Annotated in this window: 12 protein-coding genes and 7 tRNA genes; 2 read left to right on the forward strand and 17 right to left on the reverse strand. The window is 53.6% G+C overall.

What is annotated here, in order from left to right:
* Nucleotides 1-246 precede the first annotated feature (246 nt).
* From lnt to miaB, 5 genes are all read right to left on the reverse strand, one after another.
* Nucleotides 247-1,785, reverse strand: a complete 1,539-nt coding sequence (gene lnt, locus N1249_RS06085) for an apolipoprotein N-acyltransferase (RefSeq protein ID WP_259835442.1) — start codon at nt 1,783-1,785, stop codon at nt 247-249.
* 5 nt (nt 1,786-1,790) lie between these two features.
* The gene (gene corC / locus N1249_RS06090) at nt 1,791-2,669 is read right to left on the reverse strand and encodes a CNNM family magnesium/cobalt transport protein CorC (protein WP_120159147.1); all 879 of its coding nucleotides are present in this window, start codon (nt 2,667-2,669) and stop codon (nt 1,791-1,793) included.
* 89 nt (nt 2,670-2,758) lie between these two features.
* Complete coding sequence (gene ybeY, locus N1249_RS06095; protein ID WP_003858677.1) at nt 2,759-3,226, reverse strand: rRNA maturation RNase YbeY; 468 nt, start codon at nt 3,224-3,226, stop codon at nt 2,759-2,761.
* Nucleotides 3,223-4,269 carry a PhoH family protein gene (locus tag N1249_RS06100; RefSeq protein ID WP_259835445.1) on the reverse strand — a complete coding sequence of 349 codons (1,047 nt, stop codon included), beginning with the start codon at nt 4,267-4,269 and terminating at the stop codon, nt 3,223-3,225. Before N1249_RS06100 ends, ybeY begins: the two co-directional genes overlap by 4 nt.
* Nucleotides 4,270-4,423: 154 nt before the next feature.
* Nucleotides 4,424-5,848, reverse strand: a complete 1,425-nt coding sequence (gene miaB, locus N1249_RS06105) for a tRNA (N6-isopentenyl adenosine(37)-C2)-methylthiotransferase MiaB (RefSeq protein ID WP_217186158.1) — start codon at nt 5,846-5,848, stop codon at nt 4,424-4,426.
* 135 nt (nt 5,849-5,983) lie between these two features.
* On the opposite strand from miaB, the gene ubiF reads away from it, so the two are divergent.
* Nucleotides 5,984-7,159 (forward strand): 3-demethoxyubiquinol 3-hydroxylase, encoded by a 1,176-nt coding sequence (gene ubiF, locus N1249_RS06110; RefSeq protein ID WP_259835450.1) that lies wholly within the window; start codon nt 5,984-5,986, stop codon nt 7,157-7,159.
* A 106-nt stretch (nt 7,160-7,265) separates the two neighbouring features.
* On the opposite strand, the gene N1249_RS06115 is transcribed toward ubiF, so the two are convergent.
* The 12 genes from N1249_RS06115 to nagB form a co-directional block, all read right to left on the reverse strand.
* A tRNA-Gln gene (locus tag N1249_RS06115) sits at nt 7,266-7,340 on the reverse strand.
* A 36-nt stretch (nt 7,341-7,376) separates the two neighbouring features.
* A tRNA-Gln gene (locus N1249_RS06120) sits at nt 7,377-7,451 on the reverse strand.
* A 44-nt stretch (nt 7,452-7,495) separates the two neighbouring features.
* Nucleotides 7,496-7,572 (reverse strand) — tRNA-Met (locus N1249_RS06125).
* Nucleotides 7,573-7,589: 17 nt separating this feature from the next.
* Nucleotides 7,590-7,664: transfer RNA gene (locus N1249_RS06130), tRNA-Gln, on the reverse strand.
* 32 nt (nt 7,665-7,696) lie between these two features.
* A tRNA-Gln gene (locus N1249_RS06135) sits at nt 7,697-7,771 on the reverse strand.
* A gap of 23 nt (nt 7,772-7,794) precedes the next feature.
* Nucleotides 7,795-7,879 (reverse strand) — tRNA-Leu (locus tag N1249_RS06140).
* A gap of 8 nt (nt 7,880-7,887) precedes the next feature.
* Nucleotides 7,888-7,964 (reverse strand) — tRNA-Met (locus N1249_RS06145).
* Nucleotides 7,965-8,190: 226 nt separating this feature from the next.
* The gene (asnB, locus tag N1249_RS06150) at nt 8,191-9,855 is read right to left on the reverse strand and encodes an asparagine synthase B (protein ID WP_237846326.1); all 1,665 of its coding nucleotides are present in this window, start codon (nt 9,853-9,855) and stop codon (nt 8,191-8,193) included.
* Nucleotides 9,856-10,104: 249 nt separating this feature from the next.
* A complete protein-coding gene (gene nagD / locus N1249_RS06155; RefSeq protein ID WP_166717394.1) occupies nt 10,105-10,857 on the reverse strand; it encodes a ribonucleotide monophosphatase NagD in 753 nt (250 codons plus the stop codon).
* A gap of 45 nt (nt 10,858-10,902) precedes the next feature.
* Nucleotides 10,903-12,123, reverse strand: a complete 1,221-nt coding sequence (locus N1249_RS06160; protein WP_259835461.1) for an N-acetylglucosamine repressor — start codon at nt 12,121-12,123, stop codon at nt 10,903-10,905.
* Nucleotides 12,124-12,131: 8 nt separating this feature from the next.
* Nucleotides 12,132-13,280 carry an N-acetylglucosamine-6-phosphate deacetylase gene (gene nagA / locus N1249_RS06165; protein ID WP_259835464.1) on the reverse strand — a complete coding sequence of 383 codons (1,149 nt, stop codon included), beginning with the start codon at nt 13,278-13,280 and terminating at the stop codon, nt 12,132-12,134.
* A 57-nt stretch (nt 13,281-13,337) separates the two neighbouring features.
* A complete protein-coding gene (nagB, locus tag N1249_RS06170) occupies nt 13,338-14,138 on the reverse strand; it encodes a glucosamine-6-phosphate deaminase (RefSeq protein WP_259835468.1) in 801 nt (266 codons plus the stop codon).
* Between the two features lie 325 nt (nt 14,139-14,463).
* Between nagB and nagE the strand changes: the two genes are divergently transcribed.
* Nucleotides 14,464-16,488: an N-acetylglucosamine-specific PTS transporter subunit IIBC gene (nagE, locus tag N1249_RS06175; protein ID WP_259835470.1), complete on the forward strand. Its 2,025-nt coding sequence runs from the start codon at nt 14,464-14,466 to the stop codon at nt 16,486-16,488.
* The last annotated feature ends 141 nt before the right edge of the window (nt 16,489-16,629 follow it).

Genomic DNA, 16,629 nt, shown 5'->3' on the forward strand with positions numbered 1-16,629 from the left:
GAAGCACGCCGCACCATTCAGAGGCAAAAATCTCCCGTTGCACCGTTTCGGTGCTACCGGTGATCTACGCTGGTGCGACAAGGTTGCACGTTAAGCCAAATTGCGTTTACCTGAATAAACAAAGCAATAGGCGTGCCAGAATTGAACTTTGGAGGGAACTGTCGGGTGGCGCTGACGCTTACCCGACCTACGGGAACGAAATGTAGGCCGGGTAAGCGTCAGCGCCACCCGGCAAAGGAGGTAAGGTTATTTACTACGCTGACGCAGGCTCATCAGTACGGCGCCAAAGCCAAACAGTGCGGTCAGGATCCACAGCGGCCAGTTGCCGGTACGGGCGTATGGCGTTAACCCGGTGGTTGGCGTGACCTTTGTGGTCAGCACGTCGCGGGTGAACTGCGGAAGCATGGCCTGAATTTCGCCCTGCGGGCCAATGACGGCGGTAATGCCGTTGTTGGTGCTACGCAGCAGCGGTCGCGCCAGCTCCAGGGAGCGCATACGCGCCATCTGGAAGTGTTGCCACGGGCCAATCGATTTGCCAAACCACGCATCGTTAGAGATGGTCAGCAGATAGTCGGTGTCCGGGCGGAAGTTATCGCGCACCTGCTCACCGAGGATAATTTCGTAGCAAATGGCGGCCGTCAGCGCGAAACCGTGCGCGTGCAGCTGAGGCTGAACGTACGGACCACGGCTGAAAGAAGACATCGGCAAATCAAAGAACGGCGCCAGCGGACGCAGAATCGACTCCAGCGGCACAAATTCACCGAACGGCACCAGGTGGTTTTTGTTATAGCGGTTAGTGGAGTTGTAGCTGTATTCACTGTCCTTGCCGAGCGTGATTATCGTGTTGTACGTGTCATAACGGTTCTGCGGATTCAGACGCGCATCGACAATCCCGGTGATCAGCGTACTGCCACGCGCACGCAGTAAATTATCCATCATGCTCAGGAACGGTTGCTGATTGATTTCGAGGTCAGGAATGGCGGATTCCGGCCAGATAATCAGCTGGGATTTTCCCATCACCTGCTCGGTCGCGCCGGCATAGATTTTCAGCGTGTTGATTAGCTGCTTTTCGTCCCACTTCATTGCCTGCGGGATATCGCCTTGCACCATCGATACCTGCGTTGCCCGTGCGGGCTCCAGGGTAAACCACTGGATGTAACGCAGCGGGAAGGGCAGGGCGAACAGTACCAGCGCCGTGACCAGCGGTTTCCAGTTGCGCGTGATAAGCGCAAGCACCAGCAGGCCACTGACCACCATCAACAGGAAGTTAATCGCCTCCACGCCCATCACCGGGGCCAGACCTTTTAACGGGCCATCAATCTGGCTGTATCCGAACTGCAACCACGGGAAGCCGGTCAGCACCCAGCCGCGCAGGAATTCCGTAATTTGCCAGACCACCGGAGCCGCAATGGCAACCCGCACCCAGCTGGTTTTCGGCCACAGGCGGGAAAGAATACCGGCGAACAGGCCAGTATAGAGCGAGAGATAGGCAGCAAGCAGCACAACCAGGAAGACGTTAACCGGGCCCGGCATCCCGCCAAACTGCGCGATGCTGACATAGACCCAGTTAATGCCAGAGCCAAACAGCCCCAGCCCCCAGAAGTAACCGATGGCTGCGGCCTGCACAGGGCGGCGGTTCAGGGTTAACCCCTGTAGCCCCATCAGGGAAATAATGGCGGCAGGCCAGATATCATAAGGAGAAAAAGCCAGCGTACCGCTGGCTCCGAGTAACAGCGCCAGCAGCAGTCGGACGCGCTGGCGTTCAAGTAATGGGGCAAATGCCATTTACATTAATCTTCCAGTTTTGGCACCGGTGAGTCATCCGGCGTTCTGACATGAACCTGAATAATACGTCGGCTGTCGGCCATAGCGACCTTGAATTGGTAACCGTCGATGTCAACGGATTCACCGCGAGCCGGAAGATGCCCAAAAGCCTGCATCACCAGACCGCCAATGGTATCGACCTCTTCATCGCTGAAGTGCGTACCGAAGGCGTCGTTGAAGTCTTCGATTGAGGCCAGTGCACGCACGGTCCAGGTGTGGCGGCTGAGCTGACGGAAGTCGATATCTTCTTCTTCGTCGTACTCGTCTTCGATTTCGCCCACGATCAGCTCAAGAATATCTTCGATCGTGACCAGACCCGAAACGCCGCCGAATTCATCAATAACAATCGCCATGTGGTAACGCTGTGAGCGGAACTCTTTCAGCATCCGATCCACACGTTTGCTTTCCGGCACAACCACGGCCTGACGTAACACTTTTTCCATGCTGAAGGCTTCGGCATCGCTGCGCATAAACGGCAGCAGATCTTTCGCCATCAAAATCCCTTCGATGTGATCTTTATCTTCGCTGATAACCGGGAAACGCGAGTGGGCAGACTCGATAATGACATCGAGGCACTCGTCGAGCGTTTGGTTGCGTTTCAGGGTGATCATCTGCGAGCGGGGGATCATGATGTCGCGGACGCGCTGGTCGGCGATGTCCATGACCCCTTCGAGCATTTCGCGCGTATCTTCGTCGATAAGGTCGTTTTGCCCGGAATCACGAATCAGCTCCAGCAGTTCATCACGGTTTTTCGGCTCGCCGTGGAAAAGCTGGTTCAGAATGAGGGAGAAGAATCCCTTTTTACTGTTTGTCGTGTCGCTACTGTGTGAATTGTCGTCGCTCATGGCGTTTGTTAAGGGTTCTCTTGTAAGTTCAATATTTACCGCCGCGCTATTTCCTTACGCGGCGGCATGTTAGCCGGTCTGTTGACTGACTATTCTTTCTCGGCAATGTACGGATCCTCATAGCCCAGAGCAAGCATTATCTCTGTCTCGAGGGACTCCATCTCTTCCGCTTCGTCATCTTCAATATGATCGTAACCCAGCAAATGCAGGCTGCCGTGTACGACCATATGCGCCCAGTGGGCCTCAAGCGGTTTTTGCTGCTCTTTGGCTTCCTGCTCTACCACCTGACGGCAGATGATCAAATCACCCAGCAGCGGCATCTCGATACCCGGTGGAGCTTCAAACGGGAAAGAGAGCACGTTGGTCGGCTTATCTTTCCCGCGGTAGGTCAGGTTAAGCTCATGGCTTTCGGCTTCGTCCACCAGGCGAATCGTAACTTCTGATTCTTCCTGAAACTGGGGGATGACCGCATCCAGCCATTTCTGAAATTGTGCCTCTTCCGGCATTCCAGAATTATCTTCACAGGCCAGCTGTAAATCGAGGATCACCTGACTCATTTTTGTTCTTGCTCCTGCGCTTCGCGCTTACGTTCTGCGGCCAGTTCGGCCTTTCGCTTCTGCTCTGCTTCTTCCCATGCTTCATAGGCGTTGACGATGCGCGCCACCACCGGGTGACGTACGACGTCTTCGCTGTGGAAGAAGTTGAAACTGATTTCATCCACTTCGGCCAGCACTTCGATGGCGTGACGCAGGCCGGATTTGGTACTGCGCGGCAGGTCAATCTGGGTCACGTCGCCGGTGATAACGGCTTTTGAGTTAAAGCCGATACGCGTCAGGAACATCTTCATCTGTTCGATGGTGGTGTTCTGGCTCTCGTCCAGAATGATGAAGGCATCGTTGAGGGTACGGCCACGCATGTACGCGAGGGGAGCCACTTCGATAACGTTACGCTCAATCAGTTTTTCAACTTTCTCGAAGCCCAGCATTTCGAACAGCGCGTCGTACAGCGGGCGCAGGTACGGATCGACTTTCTGACTCAGGTCGCCTGGCAGGAAGCCAAGTTTCTCGCCCGCTTCAACCGCCGGACGGGTCAGCAGAATACGACGGATATCCTGACGCTCCAGCGCATCTACGGCCGCGGCGACCGCCAGATAGGTTTTCCCTGTCCCGGCAGGGCCTACGCCAAAGGTGATGTCATGGTCGAGGATATTGGCGATGTACTGCGCCTGGTTTGGCGTACGCGGCTTAATCACGCCACGCTTGGTCTTGATGTTAATCGCCTTGCCATAGTCAGGCACGCTTTCAGCGCTCTGCTCAAGTACTCGCGCCTCTTTAATGGCGAGGTGGATCTGTTCTGGCTCGATGTCCTGAGTCTGGCCGCGCATCGGGGCGGTATCGACATACAGACTGCGCAGAATGTCCGCAGCCGCATTGACGCAAATAGAGCGTCCGGTGAGTTTGAAGTGATTATCGCGACGATTGATTTCGATACCCAGACGTCGCTCCAGTTGTTTGATGTTGTCATCAAACGGCCCGCACAGGCTCAGCAGGCGAGCGTTGTCTGCAGGCGTTAGGCTAATTTCACGCGTGTCTATATTCAAACCGTTCCTCTTTGAGTGTTTTGTAGGTCTGGCACCATAAAACTGTCATTACCGAAAGTATTCACGCCACAGAATAAAGGCGCAAGCATTGCTATCGATATTGGGGGCGTCGAGGGGAAATACAAGGCCTGCCAGAAAGGCAGGCCTGGACGAATTAAGGCTGATAGATACCTACGCCAGAATCGTTTTCTTTACGGGTACGGGAGATAACGGATTCCGGGGATTCAGCAATACGCAGACCCATTTCATCCTCGGTACGCACAAGCTTCGCGCGCAGCGAGTTGGTCAGCACTTCGACAATCTCAACGTCGACGAATTTCCCAATCATATCCGGGGTGCCTTCGAAGTTCACCACGCGGTTATTTTCGGTACGACCGGAGAGCTCCATAATGCTCTTACGGGACGTGCCTTCAACCAGAATACGCTGGACAGTACCGAGCATCCGACGGCTCCAGGCGTTGGCCTGCTGGTTGATGCGCTCCTGGAGAATATACAGACGCTGTTTTTTCTCTTCTTCCGGAACATCGTCAACCATATCGGCCGCCGGGGTGCCAGGACGTGCAGAGAAGATGAAGCTGTAGCTGACGTCGAAATTCACGTCGCCGATGAGCTTCATGGTGCGCTCAAAGTCATCTGTAGTTTCGCCAGGGAAGCCGACGATAAAGTCGGAGCTAATCTGGATATCCGGGCGTGCGGCAAGCAGCTTACGGATGGTGGCTTTGTATTCCAGCACCGTATGCGGGCGCCCCATCAGGTTCAGCACGCGGTCAGAACCACACTGGATAGGCAGGTGCAGGAAGCTCACCAGTTCCGGTGTGTCGCGATAAACATCGATGATGTCATCGGTAAATTCCATCGGGTGGCTGGTGGTGAAGCGAATGCGGTCGATACCGTCAATGGCCGCCACCAGACGCAGCAGTTCAGCAAAACTGCCGGTGCTGCCGTCATAGTTCTCGCCACGCCAGGCGTTAACGTTCTGGCCCAGCAGGTTTACTTCGCGTACGCCCTGTGCGGCAAGCTGTGCGACTTCAAACAGAACGTCATCTGCCGGGCGGCTGACTTCTTCACCGCGGGTGTAAGGCACCACGCAGTAAGTACAGTATTTGTTGCAGCCTTCCATGATGGAGACGAACGCGGTCGGGCCATCAGCACGCGGCTCTGGCAGACGGTCAAATTTTTCGATCTCCGGGAAGCTTACGTCAACAACCGGGCTACGATTGCCGCGAACCTTATTGATCATCTCAGGCAGGCGGTGCAGGGTCTGAGGGCCAAAGACGATATCCACATAAGGGGCTCTCTGGCGGATCAGTTTGCCTTCCTGCGACGCAACGCAGCCGCCAACGCCGATGATCAGGTCCGGATTTTTACGTTTGAGAAGTTTCCAGCGACCTAACACATGAAAGACTTTTTCCTGCGCTTTTTCACGAATTGAACAGGTGTTTAGCAGCAGCACATCGGCTTCTTTCGCATTTTCAGTCAGCTGGTATCCGTGGGTTGTATCCAGCAGATCGGCCATCTTGGATGAATCGTATTCGTTCATCTGACAGCCCCAGGTTTTTATATGGAGTTTTTTAGTCATCGACTTGCTCAGCTCAGGATTGCAAGCCGCGTATTGTAATGCTTTGGTGCGGTTGTGACCAGTATGAAGGTTGTCAACCTCTTGCCCCTAAAAATCCGGTAAACTTAAGGGATTCTGCAATAAGGAAAATTGACCATGACACTCCAACAAACCGAAATTGCCGTTGTCGGCGGCGGTATGGTCGGCGGCGCACTGGCGCTTGGGCTGGCGCAGCAGGGATTTGAGGTAACGGTCATTGAACAGGCCGCGCCTGTGGCATTTGATGCCACAGCAAAACCCGATGTCCGAATTTCTGCGATCAGTGCCGCTTCTGTCGATCTTCTTCGTGGGCTGGGCGTATGGGATGCCGTGCTTGCGATGCGGGCGCATCCCTACAGTCGACTCGAAACATGGGAGTGGGAAAATGCCCATGTGGTGTTTGATGCCGCCGAGCTGAAATTGCCGCGGCTGGGTTATATGGTGGAAAACAACGTCCTGCAACAGGCGCTATGGCAGGCGCTGGCGGTGCACCAGAAGGTGACGTTGCGTGTCCCTTCGTCGCTCAAGGCCCTGCATCGTCATGAAGGTGGGTATCGCCTGACGCTGGATAATGATGATGAAGTTGCCGTGAAGCTGGTGGTAGGGGCTGATGGCGCGAACTCGCAGGTCAGACAAATGGCGGGGATCGGCGTTCATGCCTGGCAGTACCAGCAATCCTGTATGTTAATCACCGTGCAGTGTGAAAATGACCCGGGTGAGAGTACCTGGCAACATTTCACGCCAAACGGCCCACATGCCTTTTTGCCGCTTTTTGACAACTGGGCATCGCTGGTGTGGTACGACAAACCGGCGCGTATTCGTCAGTTGCAGGGGCTATCGATGGCGCAGCTACAACATGAAGTTATGCGCCACTTCCCGGGCCGTCTGGGACATGTGACGCCGGTTGCCGCCGGAGCATTCCCGCTGACCCGTCGGCACGCATTGCAATACGCCCGCGAAGGGCTGGCGCTGGTCGGGGATGCGGCACATACCATTCACCCGCTGGCAGGGCAGGGCGTCAATCTGGGGTATCGTGACGTTGAAGCGTTGCTGGATGTATTAACTAGCGCGCGTGCGCACGCTGAACCCTGGGCGAACCAGCAGGTACTAAAACGTTATCAGACGCGTCGTATGGCGGATAACTTCGTGATGCAATCGGGGATGGATCTGTTTTACGCCGGGTTCAGTAACGACTTAGGGCCGGTGCGAATTTTGCGTAATATTGGGCTGATGGCGGCAGAGCGTGCCGGTGGTCTGAAGCGTCAGGCGCTGAAGTATGCTCTCGGACTCTAATCATTTTTCCCTCTCCCCGTGGGAGAGGGCCAGGGTGAGGGCATCAGGCCGCACAATTCTGTACAAAAACAAAAAAGCCCGCAGAGCGGGCTTTTTTGTTACTAAGTGGCTGGGGTGCAGGGATTCGAACCCCGGAATGCTGGTATCAGAAACCAGAGCCTTACCGCTTGGCGACACCCCAATTGCGTTAAACAAACTGCTTAACGACTTTTTAAATTGGCTGGGGTACGAGGATTCGAACCTCGGAATGCTGGTATCAGAAACCAGAGCCTTACCGCTTGGCGATACCCCAACAATTTTTTCTAGCTTACCGACATAATCGATAATGTACTAATTTGGTGGCTACGACGGGATTCGAACCTGTGACCCCATCATTATGAGTGATGTGCTCTAACCAACTGAGCTACGTAGCCAGTACTGCGTTCTTCGATGGCTGGGGTACCTGGATTCGAACCAGGGAATGCCGGTATCAAAAACCGGTGCCTTACCGCTTGGCGATACCCCAATACCGCGGAGAACCGCAAAATCGAAGAAATATGGCTGGGGTACCTGGATTCGAACCAGGGAATGCCGGTATCAAAAACCGGTGCCTTACCGCTTGGCGATACCCCATCCGTGCAACGCTTACCTGGGAATGGTGCGGGAGGCGAGACTTGAACTCGCACACCTTGCGGCGCCAGAACCTAAATCTGGTGCGTCTACCAATTTCGCCACTCCCGCAAAAAAGATGGTGGCTACGACGGGATTCGAACCTGTGACCCCATCATTATGAGTGATGTGCTCTAACCAACTGAGCTACGTAGCCATCTTTTTTTCGCGTTACCTTATCGGCGTTGCGGGGCGCATTATGCGTATAGACCCTTGCAGCGTCAACACCTTTTTCATCGAAAATAGCCGGAATGTGACTGTTTGGTTAGGTTGCGAACAGCGTGGCCGAATATTCGGCAATTATTGGTTATTAATCGGTTTTGTCCAGCAAAAGACAATGCAAAAAAAACAGGCCCCGGAGGGCCTGTTAGTCATTCAGACAATCATTTATATGCCGACTGGTGAACGCCTACAGCACGTCCTGACGGGTCGTTCATGGATTTGAACGATTCGTCCCATTCAATCGCTTTTGCGGAAGAGCAGGCGACTGACGGGCCACCAGGCACACATTCCGCAGCACTTGGTACCGGGAACAGCTCTTCAAAGATTTCACGGTACAGATAGGCTTCTTTGGAACCCGGCGTGTTGTACGGGAAGCGGAAGCTGGCGGTTTCCAGTTGTTGGTCGGAAACCTGTTTCGCCGCTACCTCTTTCAGGGTGTCGATCCAGCTGTAACCTACACCGTCAGAGAACTGCTCTTTCTGACGCCACGCAACGCTTGCCGGCAGGTAGGATTCAAAACATTCACGAAGGATATGTTTTTCCATTTTGCCGTTGCCGCACATTTTATCCTGCGGGTTAATACGCATCGCCACGTCGAGGAATTTCTTATCGAGGAACGGCACGCGAGCTTCCACGCCCCAGGCCGACATCGCTTTGTTGGCACGCGCACAGTCAAACATATGCAGCGCCTGAAGTTTGCGGACCGTCTCTTCATGCAACTCTTTGGCATTCGGCGCTTTATGGAAGTACAGGTAGCCACCGAAGACTTCATCAGAACCTTCGCCTGACAGCACCATCTTAATGCCCATCGCTTTGATCTTACGGGACATCAGATACATCGGCGTAGAGGCGCGAATGGTGGTCACATCATAGGTTTCGATGTGGTAGATAACATCGCGGATCGCATCCAGGCCTTCCTGCACGGTGAAATGAATTTCATGGTGCACGGTACCGAGGTGGTTTGCCACTTCCTGCGCGGCTTTCAGGTCAGGAGCACCTTCCAGGCCAACGGCAAAGGAGTGCAGCTGTGGCCACCAGGCTTCTGAACGTTCCTGATCTTCCACACGACGCGCGGCAAATTTCTTGGTGATGGCGGAAATCACAGAGGAATCCAGACCACCGGAAAGCAACACACCGTAAGGCACGTCGGACATCAGGTGGCTTTTAACGGAATCTTCCAGCGCCTGACGCAGTTCGGCTTTGTCGGTTACGTTGTCTTTCACTGCATCGTAGTCGAACCAGTCGCGCTGGTAATACTGGCGGATCTCGCCGTCTTTACTCCACAGGTAGCTGCCTGCCGGGAACTCTTTAATGGTACGGCAAACCGGCACCAGGGCTTTCATTTCAGACGCTACATAGAAGTTACCGTGTTCATCATGACCCATATACAGCGGGATAATCCCGATGTGATCGCGGCCGATCAGCCAGGCGTCTTTTTCGCTGTCATACAGCGCGAAGGCGAACATACCCTGCAGGTCGTCCAGAAACTCTGGCCCTTTCTCCTGATACAGCGCCAGGATAACTTCGCAGTCAGAACCAGTCTGGAAAGCGTAGCGGTCGCCGTATTCAGCGCGCAGTGCCTGATGGTTATAAATTTCACCGTTCACAGCCAGCGCGTGCGTTTTTTTCTCGTTATACAGCGGCTGTGCACCAGCGTTGACGTCAACAATAGACAGACGTTCATGCGCCAGAATCGCTTTATCGCTGGCGTAAACGCCTGACCAGTCCGGGCCGCGATGGCGCATCAGGCGGGACAGTTCAAGAGCCTTTTTACGCAGTTCGCCCGCGTCAGTTTTAATATCCAGTACGCCGAAAATTGAACACATAACCTTCTCCGTTAACCCTGTTGCTTTGTAATGTTGCTTGCTTATGAAAATGCCGCAAAGGGGGAGGGCGCGCAAGGGTTTTACGGCCTGAAACGGAAATAGTGCAATAGCAATTGCTGAATGTTGAAAAAAGAGTATGTCCTGAGCGCTTTTATTGTTGATTATTCAATAAATGATAGTTTTTGTTAGATGGAGTTGTGTTTGTCAGGGGCGAAAATGAAAAACCACGCTCTGAGGCGTGGTTCTGAATCAGATAACGTCAATTTCATCGACTGAGGGGTAAATCCAGCTCGGCCGGAACGGCATGGAGTCGATATCGTCGAGGGTGGATACACCGGAAAGCACGAGGATCGTCTCAAGACCGGCCTGGAAACCGGCGAGAATGTCGGTACGCAGGTTGTCACCCACAATTACGGTCTGCTCAGAGTGGGCCTGCATTTTGTTCAGCGCAGCGCGGATGATCCACGGGCTCGGTTTACCGACAACAAACGGCTTACGGCCGGAGATTTTTTCGATACCGGCACACAGCGCCCCGCAGGCCGGATAAAAACCGCGGCCGTGGGTATCCGGGTTGGTGGCGATAAAGCGCGCGCCATTGGCGACAAAGTACGCTGCCTTATGCATCATCTCCCAGTTAAAGGAGCGCGTTTCACCCACAATCACAAAGTCCGGGTTCACATCAGTGATGGTAAAGCCCGCTTTATACAGCTCGTGGATCAGCGCGCCTTCACCCACTACGTAGGCTTTTTTCCCTTCCTGACGTTTCAGAAAATCAGCCGTTGCCATTGCGGAGGTATAAAACACCGTGTCCGGCACGTCGACACCCGCCGTCGCAAAGCGGTTAGCCAGATCCTGACCGGTTTGGGAAGGGTAGTTCGTGAGAAGAACCAGTGGCATTCCTTTGTCGATGATGCGGTGTAAAAACTCCGCAGCACCCGGCACGGCAACGTTGTCGTGCATCAGCACGCCGTCGATATCACAAATTACATTCTTAATGGTCATGGACAATCCGACATCAAAAAAAGAAGGCGTTACTATAAGATCCGATCAGGATTCCAGCAAATGCTGGAGCAGGATCCCGTTAAGCATGGCGCGTTTTACCAGCGCGAAAGCACCAATCGCTGAGCGGTGATCCAGTGTTGAGCGCACCACAGGCAGATTCTGGCGAAACGCTTTCAGCGCCTGGGTGTTAATACAGCCTTCGATAGCCGGTAATAACACTTTTTCTGCTTCGACAATTTCGCCCGCGATCACCACTTTTTGCGGGTTAAACAGGTTGATGGCAATGGCAATGGTTTTACCCAGGTGGCGACCAACCTGTTCGATAACTTCACAGGCCAGCGCGTCGCCTTTGTTGGCGGCTTTGCAAATTGCGCCAATTTTGCAGTCGTCGAGGGTCACGCGGCTTTGGTAACCCTGTTCAAGTAAGTGACGAACCCGGTTTTCTATTGCGGCGTTGGCGGCGATGGTTTCAAGGCAGCCGAAATTACCGCAGTGGCAGCGTTCGCCCAGCGGCTCTACCTGGATGTGACCAATCTCGCCCACGTTACCGTTGCGGCCAATAAAAATGCGGCCATTTGAGATAATGCCTGCGCCCGTACCACGGTGAACACGCACCAGAATAGAGTCTTCGCAGTCCTGGCTCGCACCAAAATAGTGCTCAGCCAGCGCCAGAGAACGAATGTCATGGCCGACGAAGCAGGTCACTTTAAAGCGTTTTTCCAGTGCCTTGACCAGCCCCCAGTTCTCTACCTGAATATGCGGCATATAACGAATCACACCACTTTCAGGGTCGACCAGACCCGGCAGGATCACCGAGATAGCAATCAGCTCGCGGATCTTGCGCTGACAGGTTTCAATGAAGTGCGCGATGGTATTAAGCAGCGCGTGCTCCAGCGTTTCCTGGGTGCGTTCCGGCAGCGGGTAATGTTCTTCGGCAATAGCTTTGCTGCTCAGATCGTAGAGGGTAAGCGTGGTGTCATGACGGCCAAGACGGACGCCAATAGCATGGAAGTTACGGGTTTCGGTAACAATGGAGATGGCGCGGCGCCCCCCGGTGGAGGCCTGCTGATCGACTTCTTTAATCAGGCCGCGCTCAATAAGCTGACGTGTAATTTTTGTCACACTGGCGGGAGCAAGCTGGCTTTGTTCGGCTATCTGAATGCGTGAGATTGGCCCGTGCTGGTCAATCAGGCGATAAACTGCCGCGCTGTTAAGTTGTTTAACGAGATCGACATTACCGATTTGAGCTTGTCCGCCTGGTGTCATACTTTTACTTACTCAGTGACGACCTCGTTACCATTAACGATGGTCTTAATAATTTTATAATCGTGTGTGAAGGCTGTCAGGTTTGCAATCATACCTGGCGCAATCTCACCGAGCTGTTTATCCACGCCCATCGCGCGAGCCGGATAAAGCGTTGCCATGCGCAGCACTTCATCAAGCGCGATTCCGCAATGTTCGACCAGGTTACGCACCCCTTCGATCATTGTCAGCGCGGAGCCACTCAGCGTGCCGTTTTCATCCACACAGAGTCCATTACGGTAGTATATTGTTTTACCAGCAAAAATGAACTGGTCAATATCTGCCCCTGCCGGTGCGGTTGCATCGGTTACCAGGCACAGCTTATCGCCTTTCAGGCGCTTGGCATTGCGGATGTTGGTGTAATCGACGTGTAACCCATCGGCAATAATGCCGCAGTAGACGTCTGGCTCATCCAGAATCGCGCCGACCAGACCCGGTTCACGACCGGTGATGTATGGCATGGCGTTATAAAGGTGGGTCGCAAAGGTAATACCTGCGCGAAAGCCGATTTTCGCTTCTTTAACCGTGGCATTAGAGTGGCCGGCAGACACTACAATCCCGGCCGCAGCCAGTTTGCTGATAATCTCTGGTCCGGTCATTTCTGGTGCCAGCGTCACTTTGGTGATTACATCGGCGTTGGCACACATGTAATCGACCAGCTCCGCGTCCGGTTTACGCACATAATCCGGGTTATGGGTGCCTTTCTTGACCATGTTCAACCACGGTCCTTCCAGGTGCAGGCCCAGGGCCTGATTAGGGTGTTTTGCCAGGTACTCGCGCATCACGCGGATACCTTTTTTCATCAGCTCATCGCTGCTGGTGATAAGCGTTGGCAGATAGCTGGTGCAACCCGATTTTTCATTGGCTTTTTGCATGATTTCCAGCGTTTCAACGGTCACTGCTTCTGCGGTGTCGTTAAACTGCACTCCGCCGCAGCCGTTAAGCTGTACGTCGATGAAACCGGGGGAGATTACTGCTCCATTGAGTGAGCGCTGTTCAATCTCCGGCGGCAGTTCTGCCAGCGGACAAACACGTTCAATCAGGCCATTCGCGATAACAATCGCGTGGTCATCCAGAATTTCATGGCCGGTATAAATCCGACCGTGGGTTAAAGCGTACATAACGACCCCCGGTTTAAAAAAAAGCGACCGCCCCTGCATACAGAGGCGGTTATTCAATTACAGACCTTTGATGTTCTCTGCTTCTAACTCGTTGAAGTATTTCAGCGTTTTCACTTTCAGCTCCATCGTGGACGGTTCGTCACACACGACGACGGCTTTAGGATGCAGCTGCAGGCAGCTGATGGTCCACATGTGGTTAACGTTGCCTTCAACGGCAGCCTGGAGTGCCTGCGCTTTCACGCCGCCCAGTACCAGGATCATCACTTCTTCGGCATCCAGCAGGGTGCCTACGCCAACGGTCAGGGCGTATTTTGGAACCTGGTTCACGTCTCCGTCAAAGAAACGGGAGTTTGCCACGCGGGTGTCATGGGTCAGCGTCTTAATACGGGTACGGGAAGCCAGAGAAGACGCTGGTTCGTTGAACGCGATATGACCATCGTTGCCCACGCCACCCATGAACAGGTGGATTTTACCGTAAGAACGGATTTTTTCTTCGTACTGACGGCATTCTGCGTCAATATCAGGCGCGTTTCCATTCAGCAGGTTAATATTTTCAGCTGGGATATCAACGTGATCAAAGAAGTTGCGGTGCATGAAGCTGTGATAGCTCTCAGGATGTTCCTTTGGCAGGCCAACATATTCATCCATGTTGAAGGTCACAACATGTTTGAAGCTAACCTGGTCCGCTTTGTGCATTTCAACCAATGCTTTGTATGCGGTCAGCGGTGTGCCGCCAGTCGGAAGACCAAGAACGAAAGGACGATCGGCGGTCGGTTTGAACGCATTAATGCGGTTAACGATATGACGAGCGGCCCATTTACCGACTTGTTCAGCTGTTGCCAGGGGAATCAGTCTCATTGTTCACCTCTAGAGTTAAAGTAAAAAAGTGGGCGGATGGTTCTCGAACCTGAACTAAGAGTAACCTGGAACCTGTCAGGCTGGATGAATCCGTCTTGATTTTTTGAATGATAAAATAAGTTTTCACTGTTAGCCAGTGAAAGGGAGGGTTAATAACGATATTTGGTGACAAAAATCACAAAAAATACGTGTTTAATTTGCGATACGAATTAATTTTTCACACACTCAGAATGCCAGTGAATCATCAACCGTTGTTATAGGTTAGTGACACAATAAAAACACAGCTGAGAACGTGCCTTAAACGGGGTCTCATAGGGGGAAGAAAGTGAGTATTCTAGGTTATTTACAAAAGGTTGGCCGCGCGCTTATGGTGCCGGTTGCCACGCTGCCTGCCGCAGCGATATTAATGGGTATCGGTTACTGGATTGACCCGGTAAGTTGGGGCGGTGATAACGCTCTGGCAGCGCTGTTTATTAAATCGGGCTCCGCCATTATCGATCACATGTCAGTCCTGTTCGCGATTGGTGTGGCTTATGGTATGTCCAAAGATAAAGACGGTGCAGCTGCGCTGACCGGCTTTGTCGGTTTCCTGGTGTTAACCACCCTCTGCTCCCCAGCAGCGGTGTCCATGATTCAGAAAATCCCTCTGGATCAGGTTCCTGCCGCATTCGGGAAAATTGAAAACCAGTTCGTGGGTATCCTCGTCGGTATCATCTCTGCGGAACTGTACAACCGCTTTAGCGGCGTTGAGCTGCCAAAAGCGCTGTCCTTCTTCAGCGGCCGCCGTCTGGTGCCGATTCTGACCTCCTTCCTGATGATTGCTGTCGCATTCATCATGATGTACATCTGGCCGGTTATCTTTGATGGTCTGGTGAACTTCGGTGAGCACATTCAGAAACTGGGTTCTGTCGGTGCGGGCGTGTATGCGTTCTTCAACCGTCTGTTGATCCCGGTTGGTCTGCACCACGCGCTGAACTCCGTATTCTGGTTCGACGTTGCCGGTATTAACGATATTCCTAACTTCCTGGGTGGCGCACAGTCCATCGAAGCAGGTAAAGCGGTTGTGGGTATCACCGGTCGTTACCAGGCGGGCTTCTTCCCAATCATGATGTTCGGCCTGCCGGGTGCAGCGCTGGCTATCTACCACTGCGCGCGTCCAGAGAACAAAGCGAAAGTGCTGGGTATCATGATGGCGGGTGCGTTCGCAGCCTTCTTCACTGGTATCACCGAGCCGCTGGAATTCTCCTTCATGTTCGTGGCACCAGTACTGTATGTGATCCACGCCGTGCTGACCGGTATCTCCGTGTTCATCGCCGCAAGTATGCAGTGGATTGCCGGTTTCGGCTTCAGTGCGGGTCTGGTGGATATGGTGCTTTCTTCCCGTAATCCGCTGGCGACCCACTGGTGGATGTTGATCCCACAAGGTCTGGTGTTCTTCGCTATCTACTACGTGGTGTTCCGTTTCACTATCACCAAATTCAACCTGATGACCCCGGGTCGTGAACTGGCTGTTGCCGGTAGCGAAGCGGATGGTCAGGACGTGAATGTGAGCGCGGATAAAGACCAGGACGTTGCAGGTCTGGCGCGTCAGTACATCGCTGCTGTCGGTGGCTCTGACAACCTGACCGGTATCGATGCGTGCATCACCCGTCTGCGTCTGAACGTAAAAGACTCTTCCCTGGTGAACGAAGCGCTGGCAAAACGCCTGGGTGCATCCGGTGTTATCCGTCTGAACAAAACCAGCGTGCAGATTATCGTTGGCTTCGTGGCAGAAAAAATTGCTAACGCCATGAAAACCACCGGGCCGGTAGCGGCAGCGGCAGCAACCTCTGCTCCAGCAGCAGCGGCGCCAGCGGCGGCAAAACCTCAGGCTGTACCAAACGCAACCACCATTGCTGCACTGGTTTCCCCAGTGACCGGTGAAGTGGTTGCCATTGAGCAGGTTCCTGATGAAGCCTTCGCCAGCAAAGCTGTCGGTGACGGTGTGGCGGTGACACCAACGGAAAAAACCGTGGTATCTCCGGCAGCCGGTACGATTGTGAAAATCTTCAACACCAACCATGCGTTCTGCCTTGAAACCGAAAAAGGCGCGGAAATCGTCGTCCACATGGGCATCGATACCGTCGCGCTGAACGGTAAAGGCTTTACCCGCCTGGTGGAAGAGGGTGCAGAAGTGGTCGCAGGCCAGCCGATTCTGGAAATGGATCTGGACTTCCTGAACGCCAATGCACGCTCCATGATAAGCCCGGTGGTGTGCAGCAACATCGACGACTTCAGCGGCCTGGTGCTTCAGGCGAAAGGTCAGGTGGTTGCAGGCCAGACACCACTGTATGAGATTAAAGGCAAGTAATCGCTCCTGAGTAGAGTCATGCCTTAAGCGGCGGGGGTTATCCTCCGCCGCTTTTTTTTGCAGCATTTGCCCCCATTATTTACGTCCTGGACGTTTTAAAGGGTTGTCACTGCGCCCTGCTTATAAGATCATATGCCGTTA

The sequence above is a fragment of the Enterobacter sp. CP102 genome (assembly GCF_025152625.1).
Classification (GTDB): Bacteria; Pseudomonadota; Gammaproteobacteria; order Enterobacterales; family Enterobacteriaceae; genus Enterobacter; species Enterobacter soli.

Excerpts from the sequence above, each read along its gene's own strand:
- nagB (WP_259835468.1), bottom strand. The coding sequence starts at position 14,138 with ATGAGACTGATTCCCCTGGCAACAGCTGAACAAGTCGGTAAATGGGCC.
- corC (WP_120159147.1), bottom strand. The coding sequence starts at position 2,669 with ATGAGCGACGACAATTCACACAGTAGCGACACGACAAACAGTAAAAAG.
- asnB (WP_237846326.1), bottom strand. The coding sequence starts at position 9,855 with ATGTGTTCAATTTTCGGCGTACTGGATATTAAAACTGACGCGGGCGAA.
- N1249_RS06160 (WP_259835461.1), bottom strand. The coding sequence starts at position 12,123 with ATGACACCAGGCGGACAAGCTCAAATCGGTAATGTCGATCTCGTTAAA.
- miaB (WP_217186158.1), bottom strand. The coding sequence starts at position 5,848 with ATGACTAAAAAACTCCATATAAAAACCTGGGGCTGTCAGATGAACGAA.
- ubiF (WP_259835450.1), top strand. The coding sequence starts at position 5,984 with ATGACACTCCAACAAACCGAAATTGCCGTTGTCGGCGGCGGTATGGTC.
- nagA (WP_259835464.1), bottom strand. The coding sequence starts at position 13,280 with ATGTACGCTTTAACCCACGGTCGGATTTATACCGGCCATGAAATTCTG.
- nagD (WP_166717394.1), bottom strand. The coding sequence starts at position 10,857 with ATGACCATTAAGAATGTAATTTGTGATATCGACGGCGTGCTGATGCAC.
- lnt (WP_259835442.1), bottom strand. The coding sequence starts at position 1,785 with ATGGCATTTGCCCCATTACTTGAACGCCAGCGCGTCCGACTGCTGCTG.
- ybeY (WP_003858677.1), bottom strand. The coding sequence starts at position 3,226 with ATGAGTCAGGTGATCCTCGATTTACAGCTGGCCTGTGAAGATAATTCT.